The 17,082-nt window shown below is 57.6% G+C and carries 11 protein-coding genes and 1 tRNA gene; 5 read left to right on the top strand and 7 right to left on the bottom strand.

Going from position 1 to position 17,082, the window contains the following annotated elements:
- Positions 1 to 118: 118 nt before the first annotated feature.
- The 5 genes from lon to AAF739_13575 form a co-directional block, all read right to left on the bottom strand.
- Positions 119 to 2,587 carry an endopeptidase La gene (lon, locus tag AAF739_13555; GenBank protein ID MEM6383695.1) on the bottom strand — a complete coding sequence of 823 codons (2,469 nt, stop codon included), beginning with the start codon at positions 2,585 to 2,587 and terminating at the stop codon, positions 119 to 121.
- Between the two features lie 437 nt (positions 2,588 to 3,024).
- Positions 3,025 to 4,296 (bottom strand): ATP-dependent Clp protease ATP-binding subunit ClpX, encoded by a 1,272-nt coding sequence (gene clpX / locus AAF739_13560; protein MEM6383696.1) that lies wholly within the window; start codon positions 4,294 to 4,296, stop codon positions 3,025 to 3,027.
- A 347-nt stretch (positions 4,297 to 4,643) separates the two neighbouring features.
- Complete coding sequence (locus tag AAF739_13565) at positions 4,644 to 5,276, bottom strand: ATP-dependent Clp protease proteolytic subunit (GenBank protein MEM6383697.1); 633 nt, start codon at positions 5,274 to 5,276, stop codon at positions 4,644 to 4,646.
- Positions 5,277 to 5,551: 275 nt separating this feature from the next.
- Complete coding sequence (gene tig, locus AAF739_13570) at positions 5,552 to 6,904, bottom strand: trigger factor (GenBank protein ID MEM6383698.1); 1,353 nt, start codon at positions 6,902 to 6,904, stop codon at positions 5,552 to 5,554.
- Between the two features lie 86 nt (positions 6,905 to 6,990).
- Positions 6,991 to 7,075 (bottom strand) — tRNA-Leu (locus AAF739_13575).
- A gap of 530 nt (positions 7,076 to 7,605) precedes the next feature.
- Between AAF739_13575 and AAF739_13580 the strand changes: the two genes are divergently transcribed.
- Both AAF739_13580 and glnA read left to right on the top strand, forming a co-directional pair.
- Positions 7,606 to 7,944, top strand: coding sequence for a P-II family nitrogen regulator (locus AAF739_13580; GenBank protein ID MEM6383699.1), 339 nt, complete (start codon positions 7,606 to 7,608; stop codon positions 7,942 to 7,944).
- Between the two features lie 104 nt (positions 7,945 to 8,048).
- Entirely contained in the window at positions 8,049 to 9,458 is a 1,410-nt protein-coding gene (gene glnA, locus AAF739_13585; protein MEM6383700.1) for a type I glutamate--ammonia ligase, read from the top strand.
- A 131-nt stretch (positions 9,459 to 9,589) separates the two neighbouring features.
- Here glnA and AAF739_13590 read toward each other — a convergent pair whose 3' ends face one another.
- Positions 9,590 to 11,155, bottom strand: a complete 1,566-nt coding sequence (locus AAF739_13590; GenBank protein MEM6383701.1) for an alkaline phosphatase — start codon at positions 11,153 to 11,155, stop codon at positions 9,590 to 9,592.
- A 304-nt stretch (positions 11,156 to 11,459) separates the two neighbouring features.
- On the opposite strand from AAF739_13590, the gene parE reads away from it, so the two are divergent.
- On the top strand, positions 11,460 to 13,433 hold the full coding sequence (gene parE / locus AAF739_13595; GenBank protein ID MEM6383702.1) for a DNA topoisomerase IV subunit B: 1,974 nt from the start codon (positions 11,460 to 11,462) through the stop codon (positions 13,431 to 13,433).
- A gap of 72 nt (positions 13,434 to 13,505) precedes the next feature.
- Here parE and AAF739_13600 read toward each other — a convergent pair whose 3' ends face one another.
- Positions 13,506 to 13,958 (bottom strand): fasciclin domain-containing protein, encoded by a 453-nt coding sequence (locus tag AAF739_13600; GenBank protein MEM6383703.1) that lies wholly within the window; start codon positions 13,956 to 13,958, stop codon positions 13,506 to 13,508.
- Between the two features lie 469 nt (positions 13,959 to 14,427).
- Here AAF739_13600 and AAF739_13605 point away from each other — a divergent pair, with 469 nt between their 5' ends.
- Both AAF739_13605 and AAF739_13610 read left to right on the top strand, forming a co-directional pair.
- On the top strand, positions 14,428 to 15,891 hold the full coding sequence (locus AAF739_13605) for a DEAD/DEAH box helicase (GenBank protein MEM6383704.1): 1,464 nt from the start codon (positions 14,428 to 14,430) through the stop codon (positions 15,889 to 15,891).
- Between the two features lie 113 nt (positions 15,892 to 16,004).
- Entirely contained in the window at positions 16,005 to 17,063 is a 1,059-nt protein-coding gene (locus AAF739_13610) for a GGDEF domain-containing protein (protein ID MEM6383705.1), read from the top strand.
- Positions 17,064 to 17,082 lie beyond the last annotated feature (19 nt).

Genomic DNA, 17,082 nt, shown 5'->3' on the forward strand with positions numbered 1-17,082 from the left:
CGTGACAATGTCGATCTTATTTATCAAAGACAACAAAAAACCCCGGAAAACCGGGGTTTTTTGCACTTTTTCTTGGCCAAAGGGCCCGACCTGTGGATGATTAGACGGCTGAGAGCGCCTAATGCGCCACGAGGCTTCCGGACTGGTCCACCTCTTCGGTCGTCTCATTCTCACTGGCCACCGTTTCAGGAGACCATTCAATCGGCGTTGGCTTGGAGACCAACGCGTGCTCAAGAACCTCATCCATGCGCGCAACCGGCACGATCTCCAAAGCGTTTTTCACCGTCTCGGGGATGTCTGCAAGGTCCTTGGCGTTCTCTTCGGGGATGAGCACCTTTTTGATCCCACCGCGCAGCGCAGCCAGCAATTTCTCCTTCAGTCCGCCGATCGGGAGTACCCGACCGCGCAAGGTGATCTCCCCGGTCATCGCCACATCATGGCGCACCGAAATGCCACTCATCATGGACACAATCGCCGTCACCATAGCGACACCGGCAGACGGTCCATCTTTCGGTGTCGCGCCTTCAGGCACGTGGACGTGGATATCAGTCTTGTCGAACGCCGGCGGTTCAATACCGAAATCAACCGCCCGAGAGCGCACGTAGGACGCCGCTGCGGAAATCGATTCCTTCATGACGTCACGCAGGTTGCCCGTGACGGTCATCTTACCCTTGCCGGGCATCATGACACCTTCAACAGTCAGCAACTCACCGCCAACCTCGGTCCATGCCAGACCCGTGACCACACCGACCTGATCATCATCCTCGATCTCACCATGCCGGAATTTCGGCACGCCGAGAAAATCGGGTACATTGTCGACGGTGATTGAAGCGCGCTCGATATCGATCGTCTGGCCATCAACAGTCTGCATCGTTCCAAGCATGATCGCCTTGACCGATTTGCGCGCCAGCGAGAACAGCTCACGCTCGAGATTACGCACGCCAGCCTCGCGCGTGTAGCGCTGGATAACCATCCGCAGGCCTTCATCATCAATTGTGAACTCCTCGGGCTTCAGCCCGTGGTTCTTGATGGCCTTCGGAATAAGGTGGCGACGCGCGATCTCGATCTTCTCATCTTCGGTGTAACCGGCGATGCGAATGATCTCCATCCGATCCATCAAAGGTCCGGGAATGTTGAGCGTATTCGCCGTCGTCACGAACATCACATTCGACAGGTCATAGTCGACCTCAAGATAGTGGTCGGCAAATGTCGAGTTCTGTTCAGGGTCGAGCACCTCCAAGAGCGCCGATGACGGATCACCGCGGAAGTCCATGCCCATCTTGTCGATCTCGTCGAGAAGGAAGAGCGGGTTGGTCTTCTTGGCTTTGCGCATCGACTGGATGACCTTGCCGGGCATCGAACCGATATAGGTGCGCCGGTGGCCGCGAATCTCGGCTTCATCGCGAACACCACCGAGCGAAATCCGCACGAACTCCCGCTTGGTGGCCGTCGCAATCGACTTGCCAAGCGACGTCTTACCGACGCCCGGAGGGCCGACGAGACACAGGATCGGGCCACGAAGCTTGTTCGACCGCGCTTGCACGGCAAGATACTCAACGATCCGTTCCTTGACCTTATCGAGACCGTAATGGTCGTCATCAAGGATGCGTTGCGCCTTCTCCAGGTCGACGGAAATCCGAGAGCGCTTGCCCCACGGCAAGCCGAGCAGCCAGTCGAGGTAATTGCGCACGACCGTCGCCTCGGCGGACATTGGGCTCATTGCGCGCAGTTTCTTCATCTCCGCACGAGCCTTCTCGCGGGCCTCCTTGGACAGCTTGATCTTTTCGATCTTCTCGTCGAGTTCGGACAGTTCGTCCTTGCCGTCCTCGCCCTCACCGAGTTCCTTCTGGATCGCTTTCATCTGCTCGTTGAGGTAATACTCGCGCTGGGTCTTCTCCATCTGCCGCTTGACCCGGCTACGGATGCGTTTTTCGACCTGCAAAACAGATATCTCGCTCTCCATGAGCGCGAGCACCTGCTCGAGCCGCGCTGCAACCGAAATCGTCGCGAGTGCTTGCTGTTTGTCAGCGATCTTGACCGCAAGGTGTGAGGCAACCGTATCGGCGAGCTTTGAGAAGCCCTCAATCTGCGTGATTGCAGAAATAACTTCCGGCGAGACCTTCTTGTTGAGCTTCACATAGTTTTCGAACTCAGCTGTCACCGAGCGCGCCAAAGCCTCAACTTCGACCTCTTCGCCATGGTCCTCAATGAGCGCGTGAATGTCCGCCTCATGAAACTCTTCACGCTCATGGTAGCGCACAATTTCGACCCGATCGGTGCCCTCGACGAGCACCTTCACTGTGCCATCGGGCAGCCGCAGCAATTGGAGCACGTTGGCGATCGTACCAATCGTGTAAATGCCGTCCGGTCCAGGATCATCGTCCGATGCACTCATCTGGGTCGCAAGCACAATCTGCTTGTCTGAGCGCATGACCTCCTCAAGGGCGGCGATCGATTTCTCTCGTCCGACAAACAGCGGCACGATCATATGGGGAAACACCACAATATCACGCAGCGGAAGTACCGGATGCGCGCTCGGTTCGGCATCGCGATAAGCGGCAGAATAGTCGGTGGTTTGATCAGTCATAATCTTAGCCTTTGGTACGGACACCATGGCACACGCGCGGGGTTTGAGAAGCAATCAGACCCAAAACGAAGCATTTGCGTGCTTGGTGCCCTGCGGTTCTGTGGGCCGCAAGGGGAACTGCCGGGAACGCGACTAGGCGTTTTACGCAGCTGCATGGTGCCCGTCATCACGAGAGGGGCACGGCACGCGAGTCGGACGCCAACTCTAGTACCAGCAGAGAATCACGCTCTCAGCGTTGTTGCAACGAACTTGGGCGCAAGCGGCACGATTTTCAACTGGACGAAGGCACGCATCCCAAACATGTGTTTTTGACGCCTCACCCGAACCGCGTGGTGCGCGACGAAAGTGAGGGCGGAGCATGCGGTGTTGACGCTGGCACACCTCAGCCCTCGCCGAGGTACGCCACTGTCACATTCGATCGCTTTAACGGTGGGATATCAGGAAGCGTCAGCCGTTTTCTGCGGCTCTTCCTTATCAGCGTAAATGTACAACGGACGGGCCGAACCGGAGACAACTTCGTCGGAGATAACCACCTGTTCCACGCCGTCCATGGCCGGCAGCTCGAACATGGTATCAAGCAAAATCGTTTCCATGATCGACCGCAACCCGCGCGCGCCTGTCTTCCGCTCAATAGCCTTGTTGGCCACAGCCTCGAGTGCCTCTTCCTGGAAAGTAAGCTGAACTTCCTCCATCTCGAACAGGCGTTGGTATTGCTTGACGAGGGCGTTCTTTGGCTCCTTGAGGATCGAAACGAGCGCTTCGACGTCAAGATCCATGAGCGTTGCGACTACGGGAAGCCTGCCGACGAACTCTGGGATAAGGCCGAACTTGACCAGATCTTCCGGTTCGACCTCGGCAAACAGTTCTCCAACCTTTCGGGCGTCGGGATCTTCGACAGCGGCCTTGAAGCCGATTGACGTTTGCCGCCCGCGGTCGGAGATGATCTTGTCGAGACCAGCGAACGCACCACCACAAATGAACAGAATATTGGTGGTGTCGACTTGAAGAAATTCCTGTTGCGGATGCTTCCGGCCCCCCTGGGGCGGAACAGACGCCACGGTCCCTTCCATGATCTTTAAAAGCGCCTGCTGGACGCCCTCACCTGACACATCGCGGGTGATCGATGGATTGTCCGATTTCCGCGAGATCTTGTCGACCTCATCAATGTAAACGATTCCGCGCTGCGCGCGCTCGACGTTGTAGTCAGCGGCCTGCAGCAGCTTCAGAATGATGTTCTCAACATCTTCACCAACATACCCCGCTTCAGTCAGCGTGGTTGCGTCTGCCATCGTGAACGGCACATCAATGATCCGAGCGAGGGTCTGCGCCAGCAGTGTTTTGCCACAACCGGTGGGCCCGATCAGCATGATGTTCGACTTCGCCAGCTCGATGTCGGCATTCTTCGATGCGTGATGCAGACGCTTGTAGTGGTTGTGCACAGCGACAGACAGAACACGCTTCGCTTGGGGCTGGCCGATCACGTAATCATCAAGGACCTGGAGAATCTCCTGCGGCGTCGGGACTCCGTCCGAAGACTTGACCATCGAGGTCTTGTTCTCTTCGCGGATGATATCCATGCACAGCTCGACGCACTCATCGCAGATAAAAACTGTCGGTCCGGCGATGAGCTTTCGCACTTCGTGCTGGCTCTTGCCGCAGAACGAACAGTACAGAGTGTTCTTTGAATCGCCGCCGCTGGATTTGCTCATATTCACGTTCTCCGAAGCGGCACCTTTTCTGCCGCTGTTGTGCACGCTCCCGCGCGCCCCCTTACAATCGCAGTTGGCCCGTTTCGGCCACGCTCGTCAACAACCTAAGCAGCCTGCGAACATCACCTCATCGCGAGCCGCCGGGCGTACCCTCTGAGAGTCGCCTATACTGTAGACCTTTCGTCCGCCTCAATCGTTAACGCACGACAGGCGTTCACAGCAATTTCCCCGCATACGTAAACGGCGGCTGAACCGCACGTGAAGCCGTTGCGCCAAGCGCTGAGATTCCAAGCGCGTAGAGTTTAGTCATGAGCGGTGAGGCCCATGCCTTTGCGTGGATTAAAGCGTCAATCGCTCCCACCTTCAAGCGCCGCACGGGAGGTGATGACCTCATCGACGATGCCGAAGTCCTTGGCTTCTTCCGCTGTCATGAAATGATCGCGGTCCAACGTCGCCTCTATGGTCTCAAAATCGCGGCCCGTGTGGGTCACGTAAATCTCGTTCAGGCGCCGCTTCATTTTCAAGATATCGGCAGCATGGCGCTCGATGTCTGAGGCCTGCCCCTGAAAACCGCCAGACGGCTGATGCAGCATAACCCGTGCGTTGGGCAAAATGAATCGCGCATCCTTTTCACCCGCCGTCAGAAGAAGCGAACCCATGGACGCGGCCTGACCGATACAGATGGTCGAAACAGCGGGCTTGATGAACTGCATGGTGTCATAGATGCCCATACCGGACGTCACCACGCCACCGGGCGAATTGATGTACAGCGCGATCTCTTTTGATGGGTTGTCAGCCTCAAGGTAAAGAAGCTGGGCGCATATCAATGACGCGGTGTAGTCCTCAACCGGACCGGTGAGAAAGATGATGCGCTCGCGCAGAAGCCGCGAGTAGATATCGAATGCCCGCTCGCCACGGTTTGACTGCTCGACCACCATCGGTACGAGCGTGTTCATCGTAAGGTCGTGAGGATCGCGCATTGCGTATTGGTCCTTGATTGACATGCGACGGGAGCCTTTTCAGCAGCGCGCCGAGGTCGATTTCCAGAAAAGGCGGATGGGCAGAGGGCCAGCCGAGCCCGGCCGACTCAACGCCACGCAGACCCTACTGCGTTCTATGGGATCGGCAAGTCGGCGACACCAGCAAATACGCGCAGCGCGCACAAAGGAGCCTGATCTTACCCAATGGACTGTGCATATGGTTAAGCTGTTGACCTGTTCAAGGCCGCTTCAACGCGGCGCGCCTCAGGCACCGATCACGCCGCCTCTTCGTCCTCATCGTCCGCTTCCAGCTCGGCAGCGGTGACCGACTTATCCGTCACGTTTGCCAGCTCAAGAATGAAGTCAATGACCTTGTCTTCGAAGATTGGCGCGCGAAGTCCTGCGAGCTGCTGTGGGTTCTTCTGGAAGAACTCAATGACTTCACGCTCCTGCCCGGGAAACTGCTGTGCCCGCGTAACAACCGCGCGTTGGATCTCCTCGTTGGTCACCTGAACATCATTTTTGGCACCAACTTCGGCGAGCAACAGCCCCAACCGCACACGACGCTCGGCCAGAGATTTGTACTCTTCCCTGGCCTCGTCTTCCGTTGTGTCTTCATCTTCGAACGTCCGGCCGGCTTTTTCGAGGTCGTCCGTCACTTGCTTCCAGACACCGTCGAATTCCTGCTCAACCAAGCTCGGCGGTAACTCGAAATCGTAGGCATCGTCGAGCGCATCCAGAAGTTGGCGTTTGACATTCATGCGTGTCCGCTGACCGTATTCGTTTTCGATCTGCTGCTTGACGGTTTCTTTGAGCTTATCAAGCGATTCCAAACCGAGACTGGTGGCAAACGCTTCGTCCACCGTTGGTTCTTCGGGCGCGCCCACCGCATGCACGGTCACATCGAAGACCGATGCCTTACCGGCCAGATGTTCAGCCTGATAGGTCTCGGGGAAGGTCACGTCGACCGCCCTCTCCTCACCAGCCTTCACACCGATCAAACCGTCCTCAAATCCAGGGATGAACTGATTGGAACCGAGAACCAGCTTGAAGCCCTCGGCGGAGCCGCCCTCAAACGGTTCGCCGTCGACCTTGCCAACAAAATCGATCGTGACCTGATCGTCCTTCTTGGCCTTACGCTTGACGTCCTTGTAGGTCATGTTCGACGACGCAACCTGCTTGAGGCGTTCGTCAAGCATGTCGTCGCTCACGTCCACGACCGGACGCTCGATCTGGATGCCTGAGAAGTCCTTCACCTCGAACTCTGGGATGATCTCATAGGAAACGGCGATCTCGAGGTCGGCTTCCCCCGCAATGATCTTCTCAGCCTGTGCCTCATCTTCGGGCAAGGTAAAATTCGGCTCGCTCGCCGGCTTCTCATTGCGCTCAGCAATCGCGTCGTTGGTGCTCTTTGACAGAGTGTCATTGATCACCTCGGCCATGGCCTGCTTACCGTAAATCTTTTTCAGGTGAGAAACGGGCACCTTGCCCGGCCGAAAGCCCGGCAGACGGGCTTGGGACTTCAGGGTCGAGAGCTTGTCGTCCAGCTTGGCGGACAAGTCGCCGGCCGGAATTTTGATTGTCAGTTCGCGCTTCAAGCCTTCGGCGAGCGTTTCAGTGACCTGCATGGGTGTCATTCCCGTTGTCTAGTGAGCGGCGGCGTAGCGGCGGGCGCGGTGCGCTTCACCAAAATGCCACCATAGAAGAGTGAGTGTGGTGCGGGCGGAGGGACTTGAACCCCCACGGCTTGCGCCACTGGTACCTAAAACCAGCGTGTCTACCAATTCCACCACGCCCGCAAGGCACGCTGCGCGGTGGTCGCGGGTCTATAACAGAGACATCATCGGCTTCAAGGAAAAAGCGGTCATTCGAGTAATCGCCGACCCAAGAGACGTGGAGGGCAGCTTTCGGTGGGAGTTGCAGCCACGACATCGGCACGCATCGGTGGACAGCTATCCGGCTAAACGCGTATAAAAATGCCTACGTATTGCGCATTTGCTTAATGTTTAATCTATCTGGGGCGATCACTCCCGACTGAAACGCATGACGGATCGCGCGTATGCCTGATTGCTAGGCAATTTTGGCGCTTGAAGGTCAGTACCGCCTGATCCCTTGCATTTGCGATCATGATCGCGCTCGGAACTGGCAGCCAAGAGGCAATACCAAAGGAAAGCCAAAGCGCCGTGCCGCTGGGGGCTGCGGCCACCCACCTTCAAATCATGGCACGGCTCGCCAGGTCCGGGTCGTTAGGGGCCGGCGTTTTGGCACGATATCTGCTTGCGATGAGGTGTGCGCGCAGCTGCGCACGTCGTTACGCATTGAGGGGTCGATGAAAAAGATCGAAGCCATCATCAAGCCATTCAAGCTCGATGAGGTGAAGGAAGCGCTACAAGAGGTGGGCCTTCAAGGCATCACCGTCACGGAAGCAAAGGGATTTGGCCGCCAAAAAGGTCACACCGAACTTTACCGGGGCGCAGAGTATGTCGTCGATTTCCTTCCAAAAGTGAAAGTCGAAGTCGTGCTGCAGGATGAGTTGCTCGATGGTGCAGTTAGCGCCATCCGCGATGCCGCCCAAACAGGGCGGATCGGGGACGGCAAAATCTTCGTTTCACCGGTCGAGGATGTTGTGCGCATCCGCACCGGAGAGACAGGAGCAGACGCCGTATAACGGCGCCCTAAAAGGCATCCGGCGCGCGCTGCCGACGGCGGCCTCGACCGCCACACCTCAACCAATCAAAACCTTTCAATCCAATAGCAAGGAAAGCAGTTAGCATGACCACACCAGCCGATGTTTTAAAGTCGATCAAGGATGACGACGTCAAATTCGTCGACGTTCGCTTCACCGATCCGCGCGGCAAGATGCAACACGTCACCATGGACGTAAAAGAAGTCGACGAGGACATGTTTGCGGACGGCATCATGTTTGATGGCTCATCGATTGCGGGATGGAAGGCGATCAACGAGTCGGACATGGTCCTGATGCCCGATACCGAAACCGCGCACATGGACCCGTTCTTCGCGCAGCCGACCATGGCGATCTTCTGCGATATCCTGGAGCCAGGCTCGGGCGACCCTTACAATCGCGATCCTCGCACGACCGCGAAAAAGGCCGAAACCTATATGAAGTCCACCGGAATCGGCGACACGGTCTTCTTTGGCCCCGAAGCCGAATTCTTCATTTTTGACGATGTGCGCTTCAAGGCCGATCCCTACAACACCGGTTTTGTGCTGGATTCGTCCGAACTGCCGTCCAACATGGACACCGACTATGAGATGGGCAATCTCGGCCACCGTCCGCGCACCAAAGGTGGCTACTTCCCTGTCCCACCGGTCGACAGCTGCCAGGACATTCGCTCCGAGATGCTCAGCGTGATGTCGCAGATGGGTGTCGACACAGAAAAGCATCACCACGAGGTGGGTGCCGCACAGCATGAGCTCGGTATGAAGTTTGGCCCGCTGACCATCTGCGCCGATAAGATGCAGATCTACAAGTACGTCGTGCACCAGGTTGCGAATTCTTACGGGAAGACCGCAACCTTCATGCCGAAGCCGGTTTTCGGCGATAACGGAACGGGCATGCACTGCCACCAGTCGATCTGGAAGGACGGCGAGCCGGTCTTCGCAGGTTCTGAATATGCTGATCTATCGGAGTCCTGCCTGTACTACATCGGCGGCATCCTCAAGCATGCCAAGGCCATCAACGCCTTCACCAACCCGTCGACCAACTCGTACAAGCGATTGGTTCCCGGTTACGAAGCACCGGTCCTGCTGGCTTACTCCGCACGCAACCGGTCAGCATCGTGCCGCATTCCGTACACCGCCTCGCCGAAGGCAAAGCGTATGGAGATTCGCTTCCCCGATCCCTCTGCCAACCCCTACCTGGCCTTCTCGGCCATGCTGATGGCTGGCCTCGATGGAATTAAGAACAAGATCCATCCCGGCGATCCGATGGACAAGGATCTGTACGACCTTCCGCCCGAAGAGCTTTCGGAAATCCCGACGGTCTCCGGTTCACTGCGCGAAGCGCTCGAAAGCCTGGAAGCCGATCACGCATTCCTGACCGAAGGCGGTGTCTTCGACAAGGATCAGATCGAAGCTTACATCGAGTTGAAGATGGAAGAGAACGAGCGCTACGAGCAGACGCCTCACCCGGTCGAGTTCGATATGTACTACTCGGTCTGACGGTAATACCGTCGATCACAAGAGCTTTAAGCTCAAGCAGAAAGGGCGCCCGTGTCGGGCGCCCTTTTTGTTAGGACTGCTCGCGAATGCCAGGACGGTTGAGACCTGCCGAGCCGCACAAACGGGGATGCCTACATCGCTCCGGACGCATTCCCGGCTGGCAAAACCTCATGCATGACATGGAACACCGCCGTGTTGTCGACAAAGTCACCGTCCCAGTCATACTGCGGGCCCCATAGCTCGGCCGCGCGCAGATCAGTACGCGTGAACTGTGCGAACATCTCAGAACCAGCACCCAGGGCCCATAAGGGCACCAACTCGTTGGTGTGGTTGCGCGAGGAAAACATGTAGCCAGGCATATTGCCTTCCCCGCGATCCTGAACCGCGAGATATTCGACGAACAGGTCTTCGGTGGGATCGTAGCGTGCCGATAGCAACGCCTCATCACTTCGGTCAGCTGCGACCGTTCCGCCTTCGCCATTGACCCAGGTTCCCTCGCCCCAGATACCGCCGCACTCATGGTCAGAGGTCACGATCAGCAGCGTCTCATCCCAGCTGGAATTCTCTTCAACCCATTCGATCACCGCATCGACAGCAAGGTTGAAATCGACCTGCTCTTCAATGAACCGCGGCATATTATTTGCGTGGCCCATCCAGTCGACGGCACCCCCTTCGATCATGACAAAGAACCCATCTTCGTCTTGATTGAGGACGTTGAGCGCGCCAACCGACATCGTCGCCAGGTCAGGCGTCAGCGGATTGAACGCCATTCCTGAAGGCGTATCAGCCTGTGGCAGGTCTTCGCGGCTCGCTTGCAAGGTAGACCCCGCTTGCGCGATGCCGACAACGCGCTCGGGAAGGTCTCCTCCCTCGGCCAAGGCTTCGAAATCCGCCTTCGCGTCTATGAAGGTGAAACCGTTGAGGCCTTCCTCACTCGTCAATGACGCCAAAGTCTCCGAGCCGCCCACAAACCGATAGGCATCCTCATCTTCTGGCTGGACCTCATTTCCGCTGTTATCGAACAGGGGATGCCCAGCGCCCATGATGACGTCGAGTTCGCTTTCCACCATCTCGTTGAAAATCTCGACGTAATTGTTACGTGAAATATTGTGAGCGATCGTTGCGGCACCGGTCGCATGCGAAACCATGACCGAAATCACCGAGCCAGTCGCCATGCCACGGTCGGAGGCTATCTCTGCGATGGTGCGAAATTCTTCGGTCCCCGTCCAATCCATGTTGATGCGGCCATTGGACGTTTTGCGCCCCGCCATCAGCGCGGTACCGGCGGCCGCACTATCGGTGTAGCTCGTGTAGCGTTCTTCAATTGGGGGAAAATCGTTGCGGATCGTCGCTTCGAAGCTGTCCCAGCGACGAACCGGATCATAACCCTGCGCCACCGCTCCGACCGCCTGAGCAACATCGGCACCATTGGGCAGCACATTCCCTGCGGCGTCGATCAGGTTTAGCCCATGATGGTCAAGGCCGAAGACAACGGGTGCGGTACCGTCCGGACGCACGACTTGATAAGACTGTTGACCGGCAAGACCCTGATAATAATCAGCCGCCAACCAGCCGTTGAAACCGATACCGTCTGATACCATCAAGATAACGTTGCGGGCGCCAGCATCCTGCGCCACGGCTGGAACTGCCAGGACGGTGGTGATTGCGGTCGCTACCAGAAATTTTGAGAGCCTCATCGATTCCTCCTCATGCTAGGTGATGAGCCGATGGGTGCACGTGACCGGTGACAGCACGATTGCAGCTCCATGACGGTTCCGTGACCGCTGGCCGCGCGGGCGTGCTTTGCCTTTGCACCTGCTTGCGTGGCATCTTGGTTGCCGATTCGCCCTGCACTTCGCCAAGGATGCGTAGCCCGTCATGACCGCTGATTTGTTTGGAAACACCGCGCCCAATATCGGTGATGGCGATGGGAAGCCGAAGCCCTCAAAGAAGGACGAGATGGCAGCTGCAAAGGACAAGCTCGCATCCATCGCTGCGAAGATGGAGGCCGGTGGCGCTTCGAAAGGCAAGTCTCCGACGCCCGCAAGCGATGATGGCTATGACGCATCAGCCATTGAGGTGTTGGAGGGCTTGGACCCGGTTCGGCGTCGCCCGGGGATGTATATTGGCGGGACCGACGAACGCGCCCTGCACCATCTGTTTGCCGAGGTGATTGACAATGCGATGGACGAAGCTGTCGCTGGCCATGCCAGCCGCATTGATGTGGAGCTGCACGCCGACGGCTCATTGTCGGTGGCCGACAACGGTCGCGGCATTCCTGTCGACCCCCACCCAAAGATGCCGGATAAATCTGCGCTCGAAGTGATCATGACGACGCTTCATGCAGGCGGAAAATTCGACAGCAAGGTCTACGAGACATCCGGTGGGCTTCACGGCGTTGGCGTCTCGGTGGTGAATGCGCTGTCGGACGGCCTTGAAGTTGAGGTTGCCCGCGACCGGAAGCTTTACCGGCAGCAGTTCTCGCGCGGCAAACCGCTCGGCCCCCTTGAGGTTATCGGTGAAACGATGAACCGCCGCGGAACGACCGTTCGTTTCCATCCAGACCATCAGATCTTCGGCAAGGGCGCGGCGTTCAAACCCGCGCGGCTTCTCAAAATGGCGCGCTCCAAGGCCTATCTGTTTGCCGGAGTTCAGATTCGATGGACGTGTGCGCCTGAACTTGCGGAAGCCGCAAAAGATGTGCCCGCGCAAGCCGTTTTCTCGTTCCCCGGCGGGCTGCAGGACTACCTTACAGAACAGCTCGGCACCGAACGTCGGGTGACCGAACAGGTCTTCGCTGGTCGGACACCCAATGCCGGCAAGCATGGCGGCGTCGAGTGGGCAGTCTGCTGGCACGTGGGGGATGCTTCAATCGCATCCTACTGCAACACGGTCCCCACCCCCGATGGTGGCACGCACGAGCAAGGCCTACGCATGGCGCTCCTGCGCGGCTTGCGCGCCTATGCCGAACTGACCGGCGTGAAGAAGGGCAGCCAGATAACCGCCGACGACGTCATGACCTCGGCGGGCGCGATGCTCTCGGTGTTTGTGCGCGAACCTGAGTTTGTGGGGCAGACCAAGGATAAGCTCGCGACGCAGGAGGCGGCTCGGATCGTCGAGACAGCCGTGCGCGATGCCTTCGATCACTGGCTGACCGGCTCGCCCAACCAGGCGAACAAGCTGCTCGAATGGGTGGTTGAGCGTGCCGATGAGCGCCTGCGCCGGCGCGCGGAAAAGGACATCGCCCGCAAGAGCGCCACACGCAAACTGAGGCTTCCAGGCAAGCTCGCCGATTGCTCGAAGGCCGGTGCCGCAGGTTCGGAGATTTTCATCGTCGAGGGCGACTCGGCGGGTGGCTCAGCCAAACAGGGCCGGCGGCGGGACACCCAGGCCGTGCTACCCTTGCGGGGCAAGATCCTCAACGTCGCCAACGCTGGCCGCGAGAAGATCAGTGCCAACCAGCAACTGTCTGACTTGCTTCAAGCGCTGGGTGTCGGCACAGGTTCGGCCTATCGCGACGACGATCTTCGCTATGAGCGCGTTATCATCATGACGGATGCCGACGTCGATGGTGCGCATATCGCGTCATTGCTGATCACGTTCTTCTACCGCGAAATGCCAGAGCTTATCGACAATGAGCACCTGTTCATCGCCGTCCCGCCGCTGTACCGGCTGTCAGCAGGCGGCGTGGTCGAGTACGCGCGCGACGATGAGCACCGCGACGAGTTGCTAACGACTGTTTTCAAGGGCAAGCGCAACGTCGAGATTGGACGCTTCAAAGGGCTTGGGGAGATGCTGCCAGCCCAACTGAAGGAAACCACGATGGACCCGGCCAAACGAACCCTGCTGCGGGTGAAGGTAGCCGACAAGCAGGCAACCGGTGACACCATCACGGCCTTGATGGGAAACAAGCCGGAGATGCGATTTCAGTTCATCCAGGAAAACGCGCAGTTCACCGAGGAACTCGATATCTGATCCGCGCTGTGCTGCCATGAAAAAAGGGGCCGAGCGACGCTCGACCCCTTCATTAGGCAGTATGCTGCAGCCTTACATGTCTTCAGGCGGCAGGATCACGGCGTCGATCACGTGGATGACACCATTGCTTGCCTCAATGTCGGCGGTGACAACATTGGCGCCATTGATGGTAACACCGCTGGTGGCATCAATGGTCACTTCCGAGCCCTCGACCGTGCCGACCATCATCTCGCCCGACAGATCGCTGGACATCACCTTACCGGGGACGACGTGATAGGTCAGAATGGCGATAAGCTGGTCACGGTTTTCTTCCATCAGCAGGCTCTCAACCGTGCCCTCGGGAAGTGCAGCGAAAGCGTCGTCGGTCGGCGCAAACACTGTGAACGGCCCTTCGCCCTTCAGCGTCTCGACAAGGCCTGCAGCCTGAACGGCAGCGACGAGCGTTTCAAAGCTACCAGCGGCAACGGCGGTATCGACGATATCGGCATCCATCGCTTTCGACGGCGTGCTGAGCGACAGCGCCATAGCGGCGGCCAGAGCGATCGAACCAATCCAATTCATCATTCGCATGGAATTCTCCTGTTTTCGCGAAACTGCGTGCGGGGTTTTTTCCCACAGCCGCTTAGGGAACGTTCAAGACCTCTGTTTGGTTCACCTTCGATACGACGAAAGTCGACGACCACCTCAACCCTTGACGCACATTTTCGCCACCATTGGTCTTTTCGGGCAGGTCATTGACCGTAAATGCGCATGCACGCCCCCGTTTTCTTGACTTTCGCGCAGCGACAGGGCACATGCGCGCAACCATGCGGGCTTAAAATACGGCCCGCGATTGTTTGGCTTGCAGCGAACTATGATCTTGATGATCGCTCGCTTCGGTCACCGCTATGCTTACTTGCATGACCTTACCGCGAGCCAATTCTAATTCGCCCGTTCAAAGCAAACCGACGTCGCAAACGGCGGCGCATCCTGTAGAAAGCAGACCTTCTCCCCCATGAATTTTTCAAACCTTGGCCTTTCCGAAAAAGTTGTCTCCGCCGTCGACAAGGCTGGCTACAGCGAACCGACACCAATTCAGGCCCAGGCGATACCATCAGTTCTTGAGCGCAAGGATGTGCTCGGACTGGCTCAGACGGGCACGGGTAAAACGGCTGCTTTTTCACTTCCGATTTTAACGCTACTGGAACGCGGCAGGGCACGGGCTCGCATGCCTCGCTCCCTGGTCATTGCACCAACTCGAGAGTTGGCTGCACAAGTGGCCGAAAGTTTTGAAACCTTCGGTGTCAACCACAAGTACACGATGGCGCTGCTGATTGGCGGCGTTTCGTTCGATGAGCAAGAAAAGAAGCTCATGCGCGGCGCCGATATTCTCATAGCCACGCCGGGCCGCCTGCTCGATCATTTCGAGCGCGGCAAGCTTCTGCTCACCGGCGTCGAATATATGGTCGTCGATGAAGCGGACCGGATGCTTGATATGGGCTTCATGCCTGATCTCGAACGGATCTTTAAGCTTGTACCGTTCACGCGCCAAACCCTGTTTTTCTCCGCAACAATGCCGCCGGAGATCGAACGTTTCGTCAACACGTTCCTGCACGCACCTGTCCGGGTCGAGGTCTCAAAGGCATCGTCAACCAGCGATACCATCGCGCAGAGCCTTGTATCGGCGCCTAACGTTCCCGCTGGCAAGCGGGCAGTTTTGCGCGACCAAATTAATGGTGCCTCAGAGCTGACCAACGGGATCATCTTCTGCAACCGCAAACGCGATGTTGCCGTTGTTGAACGCTCGCTCAAACGCCACGGTTTCAATGCTGGCTGCCTCCACGGCGATATGGATCAACGCTCGCGGATGCAGACACTTGATGCGTTCCGCAACAATGAACTGACCCTGCTTGTCGCGTCCGATGTCGCGGCCCGCGGTTTGGATATCCCAGCGGTTAGCCACGTCTTCAATTTCGACGTCCCGACACATGCTGAAGACTATGTGCACAGAATTGGTCGTACCGGTCGCGCTGGACGGACGGGAACCGCCATCACGCTGGCAACGTCAGCCGACGGCAAATATGTCAAAGCGATCGAGGCGATGATTGGCCAGCCCATCCCGCAGGTGGAAGCTGACAATGCGAGCGGCGAAGCTGCGGGCACCATCGAGCAAGACGCGCCTGCGCAGGAAGAAGCAATTGATACCAGCGGCAAAGAGAGCAAAAGCCGTCGGTCTCGTGGTAGCCGCGGTGGTCGCGGGCGCCGTAAGCAGACAGAGGAAGCCGCTGTTGATGTCGCCGCCATGGAGCAGACAGCGGATTTGCCGACCTCAGACAAGGCACCTTCACGTTCAAAGTCGAAGCGTGGCCGGGGTGGCAGAGATCGCGGCGACTCGCTGCCTGATGATCGGCGGCCATTTGGCGAGACCGACTTTGTACCCGCCTTTCTGCTTCGACCAATTCGCCGCGCGGTTGCATAAGAATTCACTTAAAATATGCCCTCGGCGATAATTGTTCTCCGGCTCATTAACCGGTTCGCAAGGGTTCCCATCACATTTTAGCCATGAAGTATTCTGCCAAAGGATTTCATGGCATGGCGTTGCCTGACGATATTGCGCGCACGCATTCAATTGCCGATCACGCTCTGGCGAAGATCAAGGCGAATGAATTAGCGGCCTTCCCCCCCAATTTCGAAATCTGGTTTGCGTATGCTGCCGGCTTTAATCCGGCTCTGAACAAGCGCATCAACGCGATTCTACGCGAAGGGCGGCACCTTACCCAAGACGAGCTTGAAGCCATTCGCGACGAATTCTTTGGATCGGGTTCGTTTGAAGAGCGCGTGGATGAGGTTGGCGGCAAGCTTTCGGGCAAGGTCACCGAGCTGATGGGCATGATCAACGATGCGGCCGGGCAGACCAGTGGCTACAGCGAAGAGCTGCGTGGCGCGTCAAAGAGCCTTGCAAAAAGCTCGGACACCGATGCCGTTCGTTCGATCGTGACGGGCTTGATCGAGAAGACCGATGAAGCGGAAAAGTTAAACCGCTCGATGTCGAATAAACTTCTCGAAAGCGAGCAAGAGATCGCCACTCTGAAAGAAGCGCTCGAATCTGTTCGCTACGAGGCTATGACCGACCAGCTGACGGGCATTGGCAATCGCAAACGCTTTGATCGGGCGATTGAAGAAGCCATCACGAACTTCGCGGCGACCGGCGAAGCGTTTGGTCTGATGGTCGCCGATATCGATCATTTCAAGAAATTCAACGATACGCATGGCCACCAGACTGGCGATCAGGTTCTGCGCCTGGTTGCAAGCACGCTGAAGGCGCTCGTTGAAACCCGTGGTATCGCCTGCCGCTATGGTGGGGAAGAATTCACCGTCATCTTACCGGGTGCCTCGCTTGCCGAAACCAGCGCATTGGCTGAAGAGATTCGCAAAGCGGTCATGGGCAAGGAGCTGGTTAAGCGCTCAACCGGCGAAACTTTGGGGCGTGTGACCATTTCCATCGGCGTTGCCGAAAGCCGCGCAAACGATACGATACCGGCAATCATTGAGCGCGCCGACGAGTGCCTCTACGCCGCCAAAAATGCTGGGCGCAATCGCGTCATCACAGAGTCCCAGATGCCAGCGGGTACAGACGCGGACGCAGCCTAAACGCACCGCTCTGGTTCAC

The sequence above is a fragment of the Pseudomonadota bacterium genome (genome assembly GCA_039024915.1).
GTDB lineage: Bacteria > Pseudomonadota > Alphaproteobacteria > Rhizobiales > MH13 > MH13.